The organism is Rhizobium binae, assembly GCF_017357225.1.
Lineage (GTDB): Bacteria > Pseudomonadota > Alphaproteobacteria > Rhizobiales > Rhizobiaceae > Rhizobium > Rhizobium binae.
The window spans coordinates 65,001-85,224 of the sequence record NZ_CP071604.1 but is presented as its reverse complement, the minus strand read 5'-3'; the positions used below and the strand labels follow the sequence as shown (position 1 = coordinate 85,224).

The following is a 20,224-nucleotide window of genomic DNA, read 5'->3' as shown; positions in this document are numbered from 1 at the left end:
GATCACTCACGGGTTTCGACATTCACAACGGTCCCTCCCGCAACGGGAACGACAGCCTGGCAGATGTGGCGAGCCGGCGCCGTCCTGTTGCTGAAACGGGACAGCATCAGCAAAACGGCTTCACGCCCGAGGGCGGCACGGTCGACGCGCATGGTGGAAAGCTGCGGATTGGTCATCAGCGCACAGGGCAGATCATCGAAACCGACGATCGCGAAATCCTCCGGCACACGCAGGCCAGCTTCGATGACAGCCTCGAGCACGCCGACCGCAATGAAGTCATTCATGCAGAAGGCGGCGGTGAAACCGGCATTCTCGGCGAGGATTGCCGCGGTGCGTTCATGGGCCTCGCGGCTGGCGCTGCCCTGCAACGTCATAGATACGAAACGGCCTTCGGCGCCGGGGACAGCGGCAATCGCGGCCTCGAAACCGCGGATGCGCTCGCGGATCGTCTGGCGATGAGAGCCGCTCAGATGCAGGATGCGGCGATGGCCTGCCTTCGTCAACCGGCCAGTCGCCTGATAGGCGCCGAAGAAATTAGCCGGCGAAACCCCATCGAAACGCATTACGGGGTCGGTGCCATTGACAAGAACGGTCGGCACCATGGTGTCTTGCAGCCAATTACGCAGCATCTCGTTCGGATCGATGCCGACGAGAAAGAGACCTTCAGCGGCTGCGGCCTGCATGTAGTCGCGCACGGCGTCCGGCGTGATCCGATCCTCCCGGACCATCCGGACTTCGAACGGCATGCCTGCTTCGGCGGCGCCGGCGCGCAGGCCCTCGACGATCGCCTCGTAAAAGACGCTGAGGCCGCCCGTGACACCATCGCTGGCGATCAGCGCCAGCCCGCCGGCAACGGCCTCGGTCGCAGGCTTGACCGGGTAACCGTGCTCGGCCGCTACCTTCAATATCTGACGACGGACGGTTTCGCTGATGCCGGGTTCGTTGGCGAGCACGCGCGACACCGTGGAGACGGAAACGCCGGCCAATGTGGCTATATCGGCCTGACGCGGCCGTCTGGTTTTCTGATCACTCATGAGCCAAGCTTATGCAAATTACGCAAATTTGCAAGAATATAGTTATTTCTTGCAATAATTATTTTTTTGCGTAGTCTCCTTGCCGAAATGCCCGACAGACGCCGTTGGAGGATGGCAGCGGGCAGATGGGAAAAGGAGGATATCATGCAGGTCAACCGCCGTTCATTCCTGATGGGTTCAGCCGGTGCTGCCGCCGGCCTGGCCTTCGGCGCGGGAAGCGCCATTCCGGCTTTTGCCGCGGACACGTCGCTGCGCGCCATGTGGTGGGGGTCCAATGACCGCGCCAAGCGCACACTCGACGTCGCCAAACTCTACCAGTCGAAGACATCAGGCGTTACGATCGTCGGTGAATCGCTCTCCGGCGACGGCTACTGGACGAAGCTCGCCACGCAGATGGCCGGCCGCTCGATCGCTGACGTCTTCCAGCTCGAGCCGGGAACGATCTCAGACTATTCCAAGCGCGGCGCCTGCATGCCGCTTGACGAGTTCGTCCCTTCAGCGTTGAAGGTCCAGTCCTTCGGCGCCGACATGCTGAAACTAACCACCATCGACGGCAAACTCTATGGTGTCGGCCTCGGTCTCAATTCCTTCGCGATGTTTTTCGACACCGTCGAATTCGAAAAGGCAGGCATACCGCTGCCGACTCCCGATCTCACCTGGGATGAATATGCCAAGCTCGCCGTGGAACTCGCTAAGTCCTCCGGCAAGAGCGGAGGCCCCTATGCGGCCCGCTACGCCTATGTGTTCGACGCCTGGCTGCGCCAGCGCGGCAAAAGCCTCTTCGCCAAAGAAGGCGTCGGGCTCGGTTTCACGGCCGACGATGCGACGGAATGGTTCGATTACTGGGAGAGGCTGCGCAAGGCGGGGGGCACGGTTGCTGCCGACGTCCAGACGCTCGACCAGAACACCATCGACACCAACAGCCTCGGCGTCGGCAAATCGGTAATCGGCATGGCCTATTCCAACCAGATGATCGGCTATCAGCTGATCATCAAGAACAAACTCGGCATCACCATGCTGCCGCGAGAAAAGAAAGGTGGACCTTCTGGCCACTATTACCGCCCTGCACTAATCTGGAGTGTCGGCGCCACGACGAAGAACGGCGAAGCGGCCGCGAAATTTATCGACTTCTTCGTCAACGACATCGAGGCCGGCAAGATTCTCGGCGTCGAGCGCGGCGTGCCGATGTCGCCGACCGTGCGGGAGGCCATTCTGCCACAGCTGAACCCGACCGAGCAGGAAACGGTCAAATACGTCAACATGCTCAAGGATCAGGTCGGGGAATATCCGCCGCCGGTGCCGATGGGCGCTACCCAGTTCGACCAGCGGGTGCTGCGCCCGATCTGCGACGAACTCGCCTTCGAACGGACCTCGCCGGCCGATGCGGCGACCCGGCTCATCGAAGAAGGTAAGGCAACGATCAAGGGTTGATCGATCGCCCGCCAGAAGAGAGGCCCGCAAAACCCCGGCGGGCCTTTCTGTTCTCCTGCTTGAAGTGCGTTGCAATCTTGGAAATTTGCGCTTCAGATGCTTTTCAGTTGGCTGCCAGGCTTTCGACCACGCGCCAGTCCGGCCGGCCGAGATCGAAGGGCCAGGCGTGCACGTCTCGGTCATTGAAATAGACCACTTCCCGAAGGTTCGGGAAGGCGCTCTGTTTCAGCGTCGCGGTTTCGATCCAGGGTCTCATATAGGCGTCGCCGCCCTCGTAGCCGAGCTCGGCGACCCAGATGGGCTTTCCATAGCCGGCGACAAGATCATAGCCCTGCTTCAGCGCTTCCGAAAAGGTTCGGTGCTTGTTGTAGGCAAGCTCGTCATAGCGCTGGAGGCCGAACACCGAGAGGCCGATGAAGTCGACGTAATCGTCGCCGGGATAATAGGCATCAAGGCCGGGCTCCCCCTTCGGCGACCACATGAGCTCGGTGCCGGGCGCCTCCTCGCGAACGATATTCATCATCCGCTTGTAGGCCGCGATGTAATCCGCCGGATTCCAGCCGGACCATGAAAACCGGCCAGATTTATCCTCCATCTCCTGGCCCCAGCGAACGATGACGGGGCTCTTCAGCTGAGAGATCATCTGCGCAATTGCCCGCATGTTGACGTCGTAGTCGCCCCGCAGCACCTTGCTGCGGAGCTGATCGGAGGTCAGCCGCCAGTCGACGTCCCAGGACCACGGCTCGACTGTAATCAGCAGATTGCGGCCTCTGGCCTGCGCATAGGCGTCAGCGACACGCAGCGTCTCCAGATCAACGTCCTCCCAAGGCAGGAACAGGGCTTCGGTCGTCACATTCGTCTGAGCGCCGAAATCCCCGTGCGGGTCATAGGCGCCGAACTTGATGCCGTCGGGATGAACCACCGGGCGTTTGTCGACGGTCGTTCGCATGCTGGAGGCCTGGTTCGGGGCAATGCCCGCATATTGCACCTCGCTTCGGCCAGGCAGATCCGCGACGGAGACCAGCAGCAGCGCGATCGCGGCGGTCGAGAGGTGGTTTTTCACTAGCGTCTTCATGGCTCACCCTCCTTTTCGGGCAAGTTCCTGGTCCAGCAGGAGCTGCTTCAGATCGCGTGCCTTGGCGCTGACGGTATCCGCGGCAAGAAGCTTGCGGAATTCGTCATCCTGGTGCACCGACGAGTGGCGAAAGACGTACCAGTTGCCGTTCGGCTGACGCCGTTGATAGATCGTGTTGCCGATCTTGCGGTGACCGAAACAGGTGCTGGCGCGCGCTGCACCCTCGACATTCGTCCAGGTGGCGCGCATGCAAAGCTGGCCGAGATCGTCGACGACCCATTTGCCTTCGGCGAAGGATTGTTTGCCCTTGTCGTTCACCCAGGCGACAAACCGCCGGCCATCCCCGATGAAGCGCCCGCCGCCGGTGTCCCAAGTCCAGGTCCTGTCGCCATAGATTCGATAGAGCTCATAGGCGCTGAGCGGTGTCGGCTCGGTCTTCCTCGCGGTCTCTGCACCGTGCGCCGCCAATGGCAAGCACAGGCTGAAAACAAGACCCGCCCCATATAGTCTCGATCCGATACGCATGACATCCTCCTCGACACTGGCCGGTTCCCCCGGCTCAAACACCTTGTTCTTCCCGTCTCGTGTGTCCGAACCCATTCCACCTGATGCGGAACTTGACGATCCGGGTTTTGCCGCCAGCGAGACCGGCACCCGCCACGGCAAATTGCGATTGGCTGAAGCTGATGAACGACTGGCCGTGAGCAAGAGCATCGAGGCTGCGCAGCCCATGGCCGCCGACCTGCATGCCGCCGGTGATGCAGATCGCAAGCCCCGTCGCCGTCGCCAGCCACAGGCCGCGAGACTGCGGCAGCAGCGGCAGGCCGTTCTCGATCGCATGGCGAAGGACGATCAGCACCGTCAGCAGCAGATAGATCATGAGATTCATCGCGGCGAAAATATAAAAGCCCTGAGCGGCGGCGACGTCGGTGGCAAATACCATGGCGACGGCGCAAAGGCCGGCGAGGCCGATATAGGGGGCGACGATGCGCAGCGGCAACGATTGCTGTTGCTGCCGGCCTTTCGGCGTGATGCGAAAATCGACGAAAGAGCCGAACACATGGTCGCGAACAGCCGCCAAGCTGCCGGCGAGCGACCACGGCCAGCGCAGGAAGATGAAGGCAAGCCCCTCCCAGCCGAACAGTTTCGCATCGTGCGGCCTGAAGGTTGCCGTTGCCCGCCAGAAGAAGGCAAACAACGTCAGCACCACCGATATCGGCGCGAAATGCAGCAGGAAATCCGGATAGGTTACGTTGACGAACACACGGCCGGTCAGCAAAGCGGCAACCGGCAGCAGGAACATCGCGGCCATGAAGGTGGAGAAAAGCGGGTACCACAGTTGCGAAAACACGAACTGGAATTTCAGCCGCCAGGGCAGATGGGTGAGGTAACGGCGGGAATGCTGCAGCAGGATGGTGACGAGGCTGCGCGACCATTGAAATTCTTGGACTGCGAGATCGACGAAATTCGCCGGACCGTCGCCGTGAGCGATCGCATCGACGGCATGGACACCGCGCCACCCGCCCGCATTCATCATCAGCGTTGTCGAATGATCTTCGGCAAGTTCGGGGCCGAGGCCGCCGATCTTGCGAAGCGCTGACGTGCGAACCGCATAGTGGGAGCCGATGCAAAGCGGCGCCCAGCCATTGTTGTACCCGATCTGTAGCGAACCGTGCAGACTTGCTTCAGCGTAGAGCCTACCCCGCGCCGCCCAGCTTGCCGCCGCATTCGCATCGCAGATGCTGGGCGCGGAGACATAACCGACGTCAGGATCGGCAAAGGGGCGCAGGACTTCCCGCAGATAAGTCGGCGTCGGCACGTGATCGGCGTCGAACTGGGCGACGAAATCGTAACGCGCATAGCCGAAATGGTCGTAGAAATAGGCAAGGTTGCCTTCCTTGCAGCGGGTGCGGCGCGGCCAGGTCGTGCGGTGATATTCCGCCACGCCCTTGCGGGAGGAGATCAGCACGCCGTGCTCGGAGCACCAGCGTCGGGTTTCCTCTGAAGGATCCTCGTCGGCCAGCCACGCGTCGAACTCGACGTCGATCTGATCGAGCATCGCCTGCAGCGTGGCGCGGACGACGGCAAAGGGCTCGGACGGCGCCTTGGTGACAACCATCGCCACGCGCCCCTCCGGCGGCCGTACACGCGAACTGATCCTCCTGGCATGGAGGAAGATCAGGATGAAATAGGCCGGGACGAGTGTGATCCAGGCGAGCACGGCGGTGATGACGGCGAAGGCAGCCCAGGAAATGATATGGGCGGACTGGCACCACCAGATCCAGAAAAACCCGAGCGCGGCCAGCCAGCAGAGGATGCCGAAACCATAGGCGACGCGTTTACCGCCGGTGAAAACAGGATCGAATGCTTCAGTGGCGGTGGCGGCTTTCGCTGGCGCGAGGTCATAGCCGATGTGCGAAGCGTCGCTCATGCCGTCACCTTCAGCCCGAAGGTGGGACCGGCGGTGCGGATGATCGTATCGATGTCCGAAAGCGTCGGCGCGAAGCCGAGTTCCGCCTTTGCCCTTGCCGTGTTGGCAAAAAGGATCGGCGGGTCGCCGGCACGACGGGCACGATATCGGACAGGCACCTCGCGTCCGGTCGCGCGATAGATGGCCTCGAGAATTTCGCGCACGGAAGTGCCCCGGCCGGAACCGAGATTGACGCTGAGCGAGGCGCCGCCTGCGATCAGGTGATTGACGGCAGCCAGATGCGCCTGCGCGAGATCGCTGACATGAATATAGTCGCGCACGCAGGTTCCATCCGCCGTCGAATAGTCGGTGCCGAAGATATCGAGCCGTTCCAGCCTGCCGGCGGCGGCGAGAAGGGCGCGGGGAATGAGATGGGTCTCGGGCTCGTGACGCTCGGCGAGCTCGCCATCCGGATCGGCGCCGGCGGCGTTGAAATAGCGCAAGGCGGCGAAGCGGATGCCATAGGCGGCGGCAAAATCCTCTAGCGCCATCTCGAAGATCAGCTTGGTGCGGCCATAGGGATTGACTGGCTGCTGCGGGGTTTCCTCCCGTATCGGCAACGAAGCGGGAACTCCATAGGTGGCGCAACTGCTCGAAAAGACGATCCGGTCGATATCCTGATCGAGGCAGGCTTCGAGCAGCGTCAGGCTGCCGACGACGTTGTTGCGGTAATATTTCCTCGGCATCTCGACGGATTCGCCGACATAGGCGTTGGCGCCGCAATGGATAACGCAATCGGGCGAAAATTCGGCCATCGTCCGGCGCAGCGCGGCCGCATCGCCGAGTTCGCCCCGGATGAGCGGGCCCCAGCGGACGCTGTCGGCATGTCCGGTCGACAGGTTGTCGTAGGTCACCGGAATCATCCCGGCGCGCGACAGCGCTTTGCAGATATGACTGCCTATGAAACCGGCGCCGCCGGTGACGAGAATGTAGCGGGGCATCTCATACGGCCTCCGCCTTCTCTGCCCGGGCAAGCAGGCCGTCGAAATATTCGACGGTGCGCGCCAGGCCGGCTTCGAGCTCGATGTGAGGCTGCCATCCCAGCTCGGTCATCGCCTGGGAAATGTCCGGCCGCCGCTGGCGGGGATCGTCGACGACAGCAGGGAGGTGAACGATGCGGGAACGCGAATTCGTGAGATCCCGGATGATTTCCGCCAGGCGCCGGACGGTGAACTCGCCCGGATTGCCGAGATTGATCGGGCCGTGGCATGCGCTGCCGGCTGCCGAGAAACGCAGGAAACCTTCGACGAGATCGTCGACATAACAGAAGGAGCGGGTCTGCTGGCCGTCGCCGTAGATCGTCAGGTCGGCGTTGCGCAGCGCCTGCACGATGAAATTGGAGACCACCCGGCCATCATCCAGGCGCATGCGCGGTCCATAGGTATTGAAGATACGACCAACCTTGATGTCGACGCCATAGGTTCTCTGGTAGTCGAAGAACAGGGTTTCGGCGCTGCGCTTACCTTCGTCGTAACAGGCGCGCGGCCCGATCGGGTTGACATTGCCGCAATAGGTTTCGCGCTGCGGGCTCTGGTTCGGATCGCCATAAACCTCCGACGTCGACGATTGAACGACGACCGCGCCGGTTTTTCGCGCGCAGTCCAGGGTGTTGACGGCGCCAAGCACATTGGTAAGCAATGTGCCCACCGGATCCCGCTGATAGTCGGGCGGAGAGGCGGGCGAGGCAAAATTGAAGATGAGCGAAGCTTCGATATCGAAGGGCTGACGGACATCGTGCTCAATGATGCGGAAACGAGGGTTCGACTGGAGATGATCGACATTCACACGGCGGCCGGTCGAAAAATTATCGAGGCATATGACGCTGTGGCCTCGTAGCAGAAGCCTTTCGCAGAGATGCGAGCCAAGAAAACCGGCTCCGCCATTGACAAGAGCAGCGCCCAGATTTTTGAGCACCGGCACGCCTCCCACTTCAGAATAGCCTTCGCCGGGAACGAAACTACGCATTACAAAACTCCTTCCCATGTTTTAGTCTTTTGATTTATTCAGGCGCTGCGTGCTCGATTATCCGGATTGATACTCGTTATCCCGAGCATCTCAACTGGAATAACTTTGTAGTTATTCTTCGGATAGCTGAATTACTATTTAAATGATAGGACGATTGTTATGACGGTCAACTTTAAAAACTGAATCAATCCAAAATAACTACGCATTTGTTCTTTCGACTAACAAATGATTAATCATTTTCTCCCTTTTTTCACGTGGAACGGGAATCTATAGATTGCTCAAGCTTTGCTCAATAAAGAATGGATACAAGAGAAAAGAAGGGCTGGCCGCGCGGGACTTCACGACCGGTCTTGCATCCGGAAACGCCATATGCGAGGGGTTTGGCCATGTCGAAAAAACAAGTTGGGGCGCAGCCGAAAGGCTGGCGGCTATTTCATTTTGCGATGTTTGCCTGGGGGACGACGCTTCTTGCGGTCGGACCGACCGCCTGCGCAGTCGTTGATGACGACATAGCCGCCGTCGCGAAAAAGAATGTCGTCGTCGAGGCGCCCCGCGTCTCAAAGGCATACGCATACCCAGAAAACCGGGCAGTTCGGCCGGCCGCGGCACCTGCCCGCGTCGTCGCCTATCACGGGTCAGCCCCGTATATCTGCTCTCCCAGCGGCTTCGGACAGAAATCGCGCTGCTTTGCGCGTCCGTCGACCTGAAATGTGCTGCAGCGTTCCTGGGCGTCCGAACAGAGGCGCCGTCGTGCAACAAATCAGTTGCGCCAACGGCTGGACATCTCGTCATCGCCGGCGGAGTGCTCATTGAAAAAGCGGGACGCAGCTTCCGTGCGGTTTCGGACGTTCATCTTCTTGTAGATGTTGCGGACGTGAACCTTCACGGTGTTTTCGGAAAGATGGAGCTTGTCGGCGATGATTTTGTTCTGCGTCCCCTTGCAGATGAGATCCAGAATCTGAACCTCGCGGGTGGTCAAGGCAGAGATGCTGTCGCGCCGCAGTTTGAGCGCATTGTTACGCGCAGCATCGACCGATTTCGTCTGATAGAGTGAAGGCTCCAGCTGGCTCTTGTTGGCGAGGCGATTTAGGAGCGCCGAAGGAAAATGCTCCCCGCCCTTCATCAGCAGATCCACCGCAGCCATGAAGACATCGAGCCGAAGGTTGAGCGGCAGGACACCGTCGATGATCCTTGCCTCGACCAAACGGCTGACATAGGGTTCCAGCATGTCGATGGCCTCGACGACAAGTCCGATCGAGGTCTCAGGGTGATTTTCCCGCACCGCCGTCAACGCTTCCTGAAGCTCAGGCTGGGGTATATGGTAGAATAAAACGAGTTTTAGATCGCTGGTATCTTTTGCCAGCATCGGATTCGTGTTTGATATGCTTGGCACGTCGCAGTTTGGGAATTTCTTTGCCAGCGCTTCTACCATGCATTCTGAAAACAGATCCGCCTTGGCAACTACAAGAATAGTATCTCCGGAGGGACTAGACTTTTTCGCCTGTTCGGTATTCTCCGTTCCTGAGCCTGTCATGAACATATACGCCTCCCCTAGCGTTACACTTTACTCAAACGTGAAGCGATGGCGGGTATAAGATAGTATGAAATGCCGCCCCCTTGGTGTCACCGCCCTCTTTTTTAGACATTTCTTAATTATGTTAATACGGATTGAGAAGGAAGGAAATGGCCCAAAGTGATTAGTTTTCAGGGGCAAAAAACGATACGTTACTACGCTTCGGTTGTATTTACACTATGATACACACTGTAGGCTTATATTTGCTCTCACTATAGATAATCGAGCGAATGTAATGCTTCAGTACAAATTGTAATATTTATATCATCTTTGCCCCTAGAGTATGAAGGCGAACAGACCCCTCGCAGGTTGTGGCTCAACTCCCGGCGCCAGCTGGCGTAAGCTGCGGAATCCCGGCTGCTCGCATTCCGCGGTTTGATCTGCGGCCGAGACCTCGGCCGGGTTGGTGCGGTCGAAGCGAGTCTCATTCATCTTTGATTTTGAGCTGCAATCGTTGCTAAAAGAGGCGAAAGTCACTTGGTAACTCCTCAGTGAGACGTCATGCAAACCGATGTAAACAGGGCGGAACGGGAACGGCTTCTGGCGATTCTCGATTTCTGGCACAAGATCGAGTTTTTCATACCTTACGATCTCTCCAGTCGCCTCGTCTCAGTTGATGGACGGACCGTTTTCTGGCTGCATGCAAAAACGCTGTGGCAGGATGGCGCCGCACTCAGCCGTCCTGTGGTACCCGAGGAGAAGCAGATTACCGGCTTTACCTTGTTTCTCGGTGTTTTCAGCAAATCCGAAATTGCCGATATCCGCAGGCACTTCGACCGCGTCGCGGCCGATATTGCCGAATACGAGGATGCCGAACGCGGCGATCTCGATGGCGATACCTGCTTTGCCAGCCTGCAGCTCACGCCCCTGGGGCAGCCGATGTTCGAAACCTTTGCGGTTTCCACGCTTCCATGGGCTATCGGCCGCGTGCAGAAATCCGGGCTCGCCTCGCTCAGCCATGAGGCATTTGCCGGCAGCAAACAGCAGCTGTCGGAATTGCTTCAAAACTTTCGGTCGCAGCGACAGCTGACATCTTCATCCTTCGAGGCCAGCACCGATCAGCCGATCGATGCCGGCGAAATCCTGGCGCTGCACGAATTGCTCTGCGATTGGGCGGGTTTTGCCTCACATCAGGAAAAGCCGATTGCCGCCGTCGAGATACGCTACCGGGACAAAGCGGAGAGACCCGATCTCATCTCCCTACAGCCACAACAGGAGGACACTGCCCCCAATGCCGGCGACGAGCACGACGAGAGTGCAGACGTCGAAGAAGACATTGGCATCCTGAACAGCTTCTTCGTCGAGGACATTGAACGGGCGATGATCTGCGTCAAGCGGGGCAAAGTCCCGGCGCCGCTCAGGCGATATCTCACACCGCTGGCCCATGAAAAGCGGGTCGACCTTTATTCGCCGGATGGGCGCGCCGCAATCGTTCGGGCCCTGCATCCAGCCAATCTCAACCGCGGACGCTGGCTGAGCGAACCTCACCTCGCCATGAGCCTCATGCAACAGTTCGCGATCAATTCGGCCATCGGCGACCGGTCGGAAACCGCGCTTTTCTCAGTCAACGGTCCGCCCGGCACCGGAAAGACCACCCTACTGCGCGACATGTTCGCGGATAATATCGTTCGGCGCGCCCGGATCTTGAGCGGTCTCGAGACGGCGCGCGATGCCTTCGACGGCCCGCCGCGCCGCGTTACTTTCGCCGACCGCAGCACGGCCTCGTTATCGGCGCTGATCCCGGCGCTCGCCGGATTCGAAATGATCGTCGCTTCCTCCAACAATGCCGCCGTCGAGAATATCTCGCGCGACCTTCCCAAGCAGCGCTCGATTTCCAAGACGTCTTCCTTCCACTATCTGCGGACTGTCGCTCATAAAGTCGCCTGCCAGAAGGACAATGGCGGCGTGATCGAACTCTCCGACGGCGATCGCCCTTGGGGATTGATCGCCTGTGCGCTCGGCAATTCCAGGAATCGCCGAGCGTTCAAGGAGCGTTTCGCCTTCATGGAAATCCCCGACAGGCCGAAGCCTGGCTGGTCGGGCGCGCAGAAGCCGCAGACTATCTGGGAATGGCTGAAGAGCTACGAGGGACCGACCTTCGCCGAAGCATCGGCCGCCTTTCACGCCGCCGACGACGTGGTTCGCGATAAGGTCGGCCAATATGCGCGCTATGCCGATCTCCGCGATGAAATCGCGCTGGTTACCCAGGATGCATTCTGCCGCGAAATGCTTGAAACGCTAGCCGCCGCTGCTGACGAACGTCGTCATGCGCAGAACCGATGCGACGAGGTCATGGCCGAGATCGGCCGGATCAAGGACCGCTTATCTTGTTTGAAGGAGGAGGAACAGCTGCTCGACCGCAGCGCTCCTGCACGATGGAAGAGGATGCTCGCGACCAACCCCGCCCGGCAGCATCGGCAAGACGTCGTCGTTAATGCGCGCAAGCAGCTCGACCTGCGCAAGGCGCTGGCAGAATTCGAACACCGGCTTGCGAAGACGGAGAAACCCGCGCTGGAAGGCGCTTTGCGGGCGCATGACCAAGCCGAACGGGCACTGCGGTCACGGCAGAAGATCTGGATCGCGAAAACAGAGGAACTCGAGCGGCTGGGAGAAATTCTCGGTCATCCGGCCGCACCGGAACGCCTCGCCGACCTTGACAGTGATCAGGTGCAGATTGACGGCCTCTGGCATCAAGGCGAACTGGCGGCACTGCGTTCGGCATTGTTCGAAGCAGCGTTGACGCTGCATGAAGCGTGGCTGGCTGAGGTTGGCCGAAAAGGCGGAGGTTTCGGCGGCAATATCGTTGCCATCTGCAAGCTGCTTTCCAACAATAATCCCGTCGATGACAAACCCATTGCATCGATCTGGCAAAGCCTCTTCATGGTCGTTCCCATCGTCTCGACGACATTCGCCTCCTTTGCCCGGCAGTTCCGCGGGCTCGACCCCGGCTCGATCGGCTGGATCTTCATCGATGAAGCCGGCCAGGCCGTACCGCAGGCGGCCGTCGGGGCTTTGTTGCGGGGGCGCCGCGTCATGGTGATCGGCGATCCCCAGCAGATCGAACCGGTCTTCACCCTTCCGAGCGCACTGATTGGCGCCGCTGCGGCTCTATCACCCCACACGGAGCAAGGCCAATATTCGCCGAACAGGGTGTCCGTGCAGATGCTGGCCGATGCCGCCAATCGCTACGGAACAACACTTCAAGGCGAGGATTGCGATGGGCTCTGGATCGGCAGCCCCCTCAGAGTGCATCGACGCTGCCTCGATCCGATGTTCAGCCTCGCCAACCAGATCGCTTACCAGAACAAGATGATTTTTGGCCTGGCAGAGCGCCGGCCGGCCGGTGACACACCGCCCTTCTACGGCGACAGCGCCTGGATCGACGTCAAGGGCAAGGTATCGGGCAAACAGGCCGTTGCGGAGCAAACGGACTTCATCGTCGATCTCCTCACCGCGACCTGCCGCCGCTCCGGTGCCCTGCCCGACCTCTACATCATCTCGCCGTTCAAGGAGGTAAAGAACAGCCTCCGACGGGCTTTAGCCCAGGCGCGATGGGTCGACCAGGATGGATATACGGGCGCATCTCCCCCGAAACTGCAGAAGTGGCTCCAGGAACGGATCGGCACCGTGCATACGTTCCAGGGCAAGGAAGAGGATATGGTTTTCATGGTGCTCGGCGCCGATGCCGATCATCGCGGCGCGGCTGGCTGGGCCGCCTCCAAGCCGAACCTCCTGAATGTGGCGCTGACGCGCGCCAAGCGCCGTTTCTACATCGTCGGCGATCGCACGCTCTGGCAAACACTGCCGTATTTCAGAGAGGCGGCGAACGCCCTGGAGACGGTCCAGGGTGCGGATTTCCTGGCACGGAATGCGCTCGTCAGGGATCAGAACACGGTCCTTTGGGACTGAGTGCTTTGCTAGGATGTCTTTCGGAATTAAGAAAGCCGTAAGCGCGAATTTCTATGCGCCTTTTGAAGCGGAGTGCTCTGATGCATGAAGTGTCCACCAAAAACAGGTGGACACCAAATCATGGACGATGCTCCTAAACTGCAGGTGCGGCTTGTTGGCCGCGACGGTCGCCGTCGATATGACCCTTCCTCCCGAGATCAGCTTGTCGCAGCGTGTTTAGAGCCCGGCGTTTCGGTTTCGCGTCTAGCTCTGGAGCACGGCGTCAACGCCAATCTCGTTCGCAAATGGGTGAAGAGAGCCAAAGAAGATAGTGCATTGCCTGCGGTATCTACGTTCGTTCCGGTTCAGATAGCTACGGATATGCACTCGTCTTCTGCCAGCGGTCCACTGACGAAGGTGGAGCCGGTGGGCAAGCGATCTCATGCATCCAAGCTGAGCGCGGTGCTGCCGAACGGGGTCAGCCTGACGCTGGAATGCAGCGATGTCGATGGTCTGGCGGCAATCATAGGAGCGTTGAGCCATGTTCAGACTGGGCGCTGATCTGCAGGTCTACCTCCACCGGGAACCCATCGACTTCCGCGCGGGCATCAACAGCCTCGCGGTCCTTGTGCAAGAGGTGATGGAGCTGGACCCGTTTGCTCCATCGGTGTTTGCCTTCTGCAATCGCAGGCGTGACCGGGTGAAGCTCTTGTTCTTTGATCGGTCCGGGTTTGTTATGGTCCTGAAGAAGCTAACGGAAGACCGGTTCAGGTGGCCCCGTCGGGAAACTGCGGTGGTGACGCTGACGACAGAGCAACTCCACTGGATCCTCGACGGCATCGATATCGATGCGATGGTCCGCCATCCCGTGCGGCAGTATCAGATTGCTGGCTGAGGATGGCGAATTGAGATTGACGCGCAGGGGCGGTTCAGATTCAAGAATCTGATGACGCGCACCGGCGAACCGAGCATTGCAGAACTGATGGCGCAATTAGCAGCCAACGCTGCCGAAATCGCCGCGCTCAAAGCCGAGAAGGAAGCGCTCTCGCAGCGGGTCGTCAAGCTGGAAGAAGAACTGGCACTGGCAAAGCTCCATCGCTTTGCACCCCGCAGTGAGAAGCACATTGATCGTCTCTTCAACGAGGCCGAAGAGGCTGCGGTCGAAGGTGGTAGCGAGGAAGACGATGACGTCGAGCTTCCGGATACTGGCTTGCCTGCGGCCGAGGGCGTTACGGGCAAAAAGCGGGGACGCAGGCCTCTGCCGGCAGACCTGCCGCGCGAGCGTGTCGAATACGACCTTGCTGATGATCAGAAGGCTTGCCCGTGCTGCAAAAGCCAAATGCATCGAATGGGCGAAGCCGTTAGCGAGCAGCTCCATATCGAGATCAAGGCAAAGGTCCTGCAGAACGTACGGTTCAAATACGCCTGCCGGCACTGTGACCGTACAGGGATTAACACGCCTGTCGTAATCGCGCCCATGCCCACGCAACCCCTGCCGGGCAGCATCGCCACCGCGTCGACGCTCGCCTTTGCTCTCGTCCACAAATACGTAGATGGCACGCCGCTCTACCGCGTGGCTCAGACATTCGAGCGTGCTGGCGTTCCGATCAGCCGTGGCGCTCTTGCGCATTGGGTCATCGGCTCGAGCGAGAAGCATCTATACCGCATCTATGATGCTTTGAAGCTGCGGCTGAAATCGCAGTCTCTCATCCATGGCGATGAGACGACGGTTCAGGTGCTGAAGGAAAAGGACAAGGAAGCCACCAGCACGTCGTACATGTGGGCGTACCGCAGCAGCGAGAACAGTGACGAGCCGATCGTGCTTCTCGACTACCAGCCCGGCCGCGGTCAGATTTATCCGCAGACCTTCCTTGGTGACTACCGTGGCATACTCGTCACTGATGGCTACACTGCCTGGCGCACATTGAATGGCGCAACCCATGTCGGATGCATGGCTCACTCCAGGCGGCGCTTCGTTGATGCCCTCAAGGCGAGAAAGAATGGAGGCGGACCGCCGGAACAGGCACTCCGGTTCTTCGAACAGCTCTACCGGATCGAAAGGCAGGCGAGAGACAAGACCCCAGATCCAGGGGAGACAAAGGCCGATTGCATTCGCCGTTTCCGCCAGCAGCACAGCCTGCCTGTCCTGAACGCCCTAAAGACGTGGCTCGATAACATCGCGCCGAAGGTCGTACCGGATACCAAGCTCGGCGATGCTGTGTCCTACACCCTGAACCAATGGGATTATCTGACGCGCTACACCAGCGATGGCAGGATGCCGATCGATAACAACATTCTGGAACGCGAGATCAGAGTTTTTGCCACCGGAAGAAAATCGTGGCTGTTCAGCGATACCGCTGACGGAGCCAGGGCCAGCGCTGTGATTTACAGTCTGATGCTGACCTGCCGCGCCTGTGGCGTCGATCCGCTCTCTTGGCTGCGCCACGTCCTCACTGAGCTGCCTCAGCTTGACGAAGCCGACGACATCGGCGACCTGCTGCCCTTCAATTACTCCAAGACCACTGCGGCCTGATAAAGCTGGGTACTGCTACCCAGCTAAGCGCAAGTGTCCGTCAACTGCCGTCAATGCGCATTGAAAATCGCGCTTACAGAAAGCCCGTGCGCGGCGGGCTTTTGGGAAAGTTTGATTGCGGGGGGAGGATTAGTCGTTTCCCATCCCGTTTCTTCGGCTTTGCCTCCTTGCGGGCTCCTGAAGAGGCGTTAAATCCTCGACCCGTTACCAAGCAAAAAAGCCCGCTTGAGGCGGGCTATCTGTTTGGTTGCGGGGTCAGGATTTGAAGCTGCGGCCTTGAGGTTATGGTGAGCTTTGCGAACGACGAGCTACCATCGCCAGGGAAAGGTGAGCTTTTCGGCCAGCGATAACTGGTGTGGGTGAGATCGGGGAAGTTGGTTGCGGGGGCAGGATTTGAACCTGCGGCCTTCAGGTTATGAGCCTGACGAGCTACCGGGCTGCTCCACCCCGCGTTACCAGGTATTTGCCATCAGGCGAAATACCGACTGCGTAAAGCGCCTTTGGCGATTTACGCTACTGCCCGAGCAAATTGCTTGCAATTTGTCTCGTGTTTCCATGGCAGGTATTCTAACACAAAAGGCCGCTTTGTGGGCGGCCCTTTTTGTCTCGGCTTTGGGCCGTTGGCTGTGAATGAGAAGATTGTTTAGTTAAGTTGCGCTTTGCAGACCTGGCAGCGACCTACTCTCCCGCGTCTTAAGACGAAGTACCATGGGCGCAGGGGCGTTTCACGGCCGTGTTCGGAAAGGGAACGGGTGCAGCCACCCCGCCATAACCACCAGGTCGGCAAAGCGCAACTTGTTGTTTGAGAAGCTGGTGCAGGCCGAAGGCCTGCTTGTTTAAACACGTCTTTCATGACCTTTCGCGTGGCACTTTCGGCCGTAGGCCGCAAGCGCAAGGCGTGTCGCCACTCGTTTGGCGGGCCGTCCGCAGCGCCCCTGGCGCGTCAGGACAAGGTCAGGCATCATCAGCCTTTGGCTGATGAGCATGGTCAATGAGAACGATCAAGCCGATCGAGCTATTAGTACCGGTAAGCTTCATGCGTTGCCGCACTTCCACACCCGGCCTATCAACGTGGTCGTCTTCCACGGCTCTGATAGGGAACACTCGTTTTCAGGTGGGTTTCCCGCTTAGATGCCTTCAGCGGTTATCCCGTCCATATATAGCTACCCTGCTATGCCCTTGGCAGGACAACAGGTCCACCAGAGATATGTCCATCCCGGTCCTCTCGTACTAGGGACAGATCCTGTCAATATTCCTACACCCACGGCAGATAGGGACCGAACTGTCTCACGACGTTCTGAACCCAGCTCACGTACCGCTTTAATTGGCGAACAGCCAAACCCTTGGGACCTGCTCCAGCCCCAGGATGCGATGAGCCGACATCGAGGTGCCAAACAACCCCGTCGATATGGACTCTTGGGGGTCATCAGCCTGTTATCCCCGGCGTACCTTTTATCCGTTGAGCGATGGCCCTTCCACGCGGGACCACCGGATCACTATGACCGACTTTCGTCTCTGCTCGACTTGTCAGTCTCGCAGTCAGGCGGGCTTATGCCATTGCACTCGACGACCGATTTCCGACCGGTCTGAGCCCACCATCGCGCGCCTCCGTTACTCTTTCGGAGGCGACCGCCCCAGTCAAACTACCCACCATACACTGTCCCGGACCCGGATGACGGGCCGCGGTTAGACATCCATGACGATAAGGGTGGTATTTCAAGGATGGCTCCACGGAAACTGGCGTCCCCGCTTCAAAGCCTACCACCTATCCTACACATGCCGACACGAATGCCAGTGTAAAGCTATAGTAAAGGTGCACGGGGTCTTTCCGTCTGACCGCAGGAACCCCGCATCTTCACGGGGAATTCAATTTCACTGAGTCTATGTTGGAGACAGCGGGGAAGTCGTTACGCCATTCGTGCAGGTCGGAACTTACCCGACAAGGAATTTCGCTACCTTAGGACCGTTATAGTTACGGCCGCCGTTTACTGGGGCTTCGATTCAAAGCTTGCACCTCTCCTCTTAACCTTCCAGCACCGGGCAGGCGTCAGACCCTATACGTCGTCTTGCGACTTCGCAGAGCCCTGTGTTTTTGATAAACAGTCGCTACCCCCTGGTCTGTGCCACCCCATCATACTTGCGTAAAATGGGGTCACGCTTCTTCCGAAGTTACGCGTGCAATTTGCCGAGTTCCTTCAACATAGTTCTCTCAAGCGCCTTGGTATACTCTACCTGACCACCTGTGTCGGTTTCGGGTACGGTCTATACGGTGGAGCTATTTCCTGGAACCGCTCCGCTGCCCTGATAATCCAATAAACCAGAACAACTTGTGCAATCCGTCACTACCACCAGGCCCACGAATATTAACGTGGTTCCCATCGACTACGCGTGTCCGCCTCGTCTTAGGGGCCGGCTAACCCTGCTCAGATTAACTTTAAGCAGGAACCCTTGGTCTTTCGGCGAGAGGGTCTCTCACCCTCTTTATCGTTACTCATGTCAACATTCGCACTTCCGATACCTCCAGGAGCCCTCACGGGTCTCCCTTCATCAGCTTACGGAACGCTCCGCTACCACTTGCGATTGCTCGCAAATCCTCAGCTTCGGTGCATGGCTTCAGCCCCGTTACATTTTCGGCGCAAAGACCCTTATTTAGACCAGTGAGCTGTTACGCTTTCTTTAAATGATGGCTGCTTCTAAGCCAACATCCTGGTTGTTTTGGGATCCTCACATCCTTTCCCACTTAGCCATGACTTGGGGACCTTAGCTGGAGGTTAGGGTTGTTGCCCTTTTCACGACGGACGTTAGCACCCGCCGTGTGTCTGCCGAGTAGTACTCCCCGGTATTCGGAGTTTGGTTAGGATCAGTAAGACGGTGAGTCCCCATAGCCCATCCAGTGCTCTACCCCCGGGGGTATTCGCTCGACGCTCTACCTAAATAGATTTCGCGGAGAACCAGCTATTTCCGAGTTTGATTGGCCTTTCACCCCTAGCCACAAGTCATCCCAATCTATTGCAACAGATGCGGGTTCGGTCCTCCAGTTGGTGTTACCCAACCTTCAACCTGCTCATGGCTAGATCACTCGGTTTCGGGTCTAATGCAACAAACTATATCGCCCTGTTCAGACTCGCTTTCGCTGCGCCTACACCTACCGGCTTAAGCTTGCTTGTTACACTAAGTCGTTGACCCATTATACAAAAGGTACGCCGTCAGGGTTGCCCCCTCCGACTGTTTGTAGGCATCCGGTTTCAGGTTCTATTTCACTCCCCTTGTCGGGGTGCTTTTCACCTTTCCCTCACGGTACTTGTTCGCTATCGGTCATGCACGAGTACTTAGGCTTGGAGAGTGGTCTCCCCATGTTCAGACAGGATTTCTCGTGTCCCGCCCTACTCTAGGACAATCGTGATATCTACGCGTACGGGGCTGTCACCCACTGCGGCCGCACTTTCCAGAGCGTTCCACTTTAATCACAATTGCCACTGGCCTGGTCCGCGTTCGCTCGCCACTACTTGCGGAGTCTCGGTTGATGTCCTTTCCTGCAGGTACTTAGATGTTTCAGTTCCCTGCGTTCGCTTCTTACACCCTATGTATTCAGGTGCAGATACCTTATTATCGATACTTGGAACCTCATGCGTCTTCGACATGGGCGAATAGCCAATAGCGAGTAGCGAATAGTTTTTTGAACCCTATTCGCTATTCGCCAAGAACTATTCGCTCATGCACCAACGGCGCATCAGATTCCCAAGTATCTTAAGGTGGGTTGCCCCATTCGGAGATCCATGGATCAAAGCTCATTCGCAGCTCCCCACGGCTTTTCGCAGCGTATCACGTCCTTCATCGCCTGTGCATGCCAAGGCATCCACCAAATGCCCTTACGACACTTAATCGTTCTCATTGCCAATGCTCATCATCTCGTTGCTCATCTCCCGAAGGAAACGGCAACAGACCGGGTTACCTTTTACAACCCAGTCAATCCAACAATGCCATCGACGTGTTCGACAGGTCTGCTTTATTGGAGCTACGCCGAGCAGCCCACTTGCAGCCTGTCTTAAGACCAGCTTCTCGAGATTGGATCCGATACCGCGCGGTCAGGCAACGGTAATCCGATCGTTCATCAGACGCTACCCGAAGGCAGCGAACAACAAACGATCCAGAGTGACAAGCTTCCTACCACCCTCCAGTCCCTCTTTCGTTTCCGGTCGGCTAGACCATCCACGACATCATTGGAACTGGGCTCGGACGCCAGATCAAACCCAAA

At 58.5% G+C, this 20,224-nt stretch carries 13 protein-coding genes, 1 tRNA gene and 2 rRNA genes; 6 read left to right on the top strand and 10 right to left on the bottom strand.

The features are described from left to right. Nucleotides 1-2 precede the first annotated feature (2 nt). Nucleotides 3-1,034: a LacI family DNA-binding transcriptional regulator gene (locus tag J2J99_RS00390; protein WP_168295806.1), complete on the bottom strand. Its 1,032-nt coding sequence runs from the start codon at nucleotides 1,032-1,034 to the stop codon at nucleotides 3-5. Between the two features lie 144 nt (nucleotides 1,035-1,178). Here J2J99_RS00390 and J2J99_RS00385 point away from each other — a divergent pair, with 144 nt between their 5' ends. Beyond that, nucleotides 1,179-2,465: an ABC transporter substrate-binding protein gene (locus J2J99_RS00385; protein ID WP_168295807.1), complete on the top strand. Its 1,287-nt coding sequence runs from the start codon at nucleotides 1,179-1,181 to the stop codon at nucleotides 2,463-2,465. 103 nt (nucleotides 2,466-2,568) lie between these two features. On the opposite strand, the gene J2J99_RS00380 is transcribed toward J2J99_RS00385, so the two are convergent. Genes J2J99_RS00380 through J2J99_RS00360 form a run of 5 tightly spaced genes read right to left on the bottom strand, consistent with a single transcriptional unit; the run spans nucleotide 2,569 to nucleotide 7,975 of the window. Then, nucleotides 2,569-3,540, bottom strand: a complete 972-nt coding sequence (locus J2J99_RS00380; RefSeq protein ID WP_168295808.1) for a glycoside hydrolase family 26 protein — start codon at nucleotides 3,538-3,540, stop codon at nucleotides 2,569-2,571. A 3-nt stretch (nucleotides 3,541-3,543) separates the two neighbouring features. Then, nucleotides 3,544-4,065 carry a DUF995 domain-containing protein gene (locus J2J99_RS00375; protein ID WP_168295809.1) on the bottom strand — a complete coding sequence of 174 codons (522 nt, stop codon included), beginning with the start codon at nucleotides 4,063-4,065 and terminating at the stop codon, nucleotides 3,544-3,546. Between the two features lie 34 nt (nucleotides 4,066-4,099). Next, on the bottom strand, nucleotides 4,100-5,971 hold the full coding sequence (locus tag J2J99_RS00370) for a glycosyltransferase family 2 protein (protein WP_168295810.1): 1,872 nt from the start codon (nucleotides 5,969-5,971) through the stop codon (nucleotides 4,100-4,102). Further along, complete coding sequence (galE, locus tag J2J99_RS00365; RefSeq protein WP_168295811.1) at nucleotides 5,968-6,951, bottom strand: UDP-glucose 4-epimerase GalE; 984 nt, start codon at nucleotides 6,949-6,951, stop codon at nucleotides 5,968-5,970. Before galE ends, J2J99_RS00370 begins: the two co-directional genes overlap by 4 nt. A gap of 1 nt (nucleotide 6,952) precedes the next feature. After that, complete coding sequence (locus tag J2J99_RS00360; RefSeq protein ID WP_168295812.1) at nucleotides 6,953-7,975, bottom strand: UDP-glucuronic acid decarboxylase family protein; 1,023 nt, start codon at nucleotides 7,973-7,975, stop codon at nucleotides 6,953-6,955. 386 nt (nucleotides 7,976-8,361) lie between these two features. On the opposite strand from J2J99_RS00360, the gene J2J99_RS33845 reads away from it, so the two are divergent. Beyond that, nucleotides 8,362-8,682, top strand: a complete 321-nt coding sequence (locus J2J99_RS33845) for a hypothetical protein (RefSeq protein ID WP_168295826.1) — start codon at nucleotides 8,362-8,364, stop codon at nucleotides 8,680-8,682. A gap of 53 nt (nucleotides 8,683-8,735) precedes the next feature. Here J2J99_RS33845 and J2J99_RS00355 read toward each other — a convergent pair whose 3' ends face one another. Then, nucleotides 8,736-9,515, bottom strand: a complete 780-nt coding sequence (locus J2J99_RS00355) for a helix-turn-helix transcriptional regulator (RefSeq protein ID WP_168295813.1) — start codon at nucleotides 9,513-9,515, stop codon at nucleotides 8,736-8,738. Between the two features lie 534 nt (nucleotides 9,516-10,049). Here J2J99_RS00355 and J2J99_RS00350 point away from each other — a divergent pair. From J2J99_RS00350 to tnpC, 4 genes are all read left to right on the top strand, one after another. Beyond that, on the top strand, nucleotides 10,050-13,457 hold the full coding sequence (locus J2J99_RS00350) for a DEAD/DEAH box helicase (RefSeq protein WP_168295814.1): 3,408 nt from the start codon (nucleotides 10,050-10,052) through the stop codon (nucleotides 13,455-13,457). Between the two features lie 120 nt (nucleotides 13,458-13,577). Continuing rightward, on the top strand, nucleotides 13,578-13,997 hold the full coding sequence (tnpA, locus tag J2J99_RS00345) for an IS66-like element accessory protein TnpA (RefSeq protein WP_205919397.1): 420 nt from the start codon (nucleotides 13,578-13,580) through the stop codon (nucleotides 13,995-13,997). Beyond that, entirely contained in the window at nucleotides 13,978-14,331 is a 354-nt protein-coding gene (gene tnpB, locus J2J99_RS00340; protein ID WP_168302461.1) for an IS66 family insertion sequence element accessory protein TnpB, read from the top strand. The genes tnpA and tnpB overlap by 20 nt, the downstream gene beginning before the upstream one ends. Before the next feature lie 51 nt (nucleotides 14,332-14,382). Then, complete coding sequence (gene tnpC / locus J2J99_RS00335; protein WP_207600943.1) at nucleotides 14,383-15,969, top strand: IS66 family transposase; 1,587 nt, start codon at nucleotides 14,383-14,385, stop codon at nucleotides 15,967-15,969. A gap of 375 nt (nucleotides 15,970-16,344) precedes the next feature. On the opposite strand, the gene J2J99_RS00330 is transcribed toward tnpC, so the two are convergent. From J2J99_RS00330 to J2J99_RS00320, 3 genes are all read right to left on the bottom strand, one after another. Next, a tRNA-Met gene (locus tag J2J99_RS00330) sits at nucleotides 16,345-16,421 on the bottom strand. A gap of 213 nt (nucleotides 16,422-16,634) precedes the next feature. After that, nucleotides 16,635-16,749, bottom strand: a 5S ribosomal RNA gene (rrf, locus tag J2J99_RS00325). Between the two features lie 217 nt (nucleotides 16,750-16,966). Further along, nucleotides 16,967-19,853: ribosomal RNA gene (locus J2J99_RS00320) — 23S ribosomal RNA — on the bottom strand. Nucleotides 19,854-20,224 lie beyond the last annotated feature (371 nt).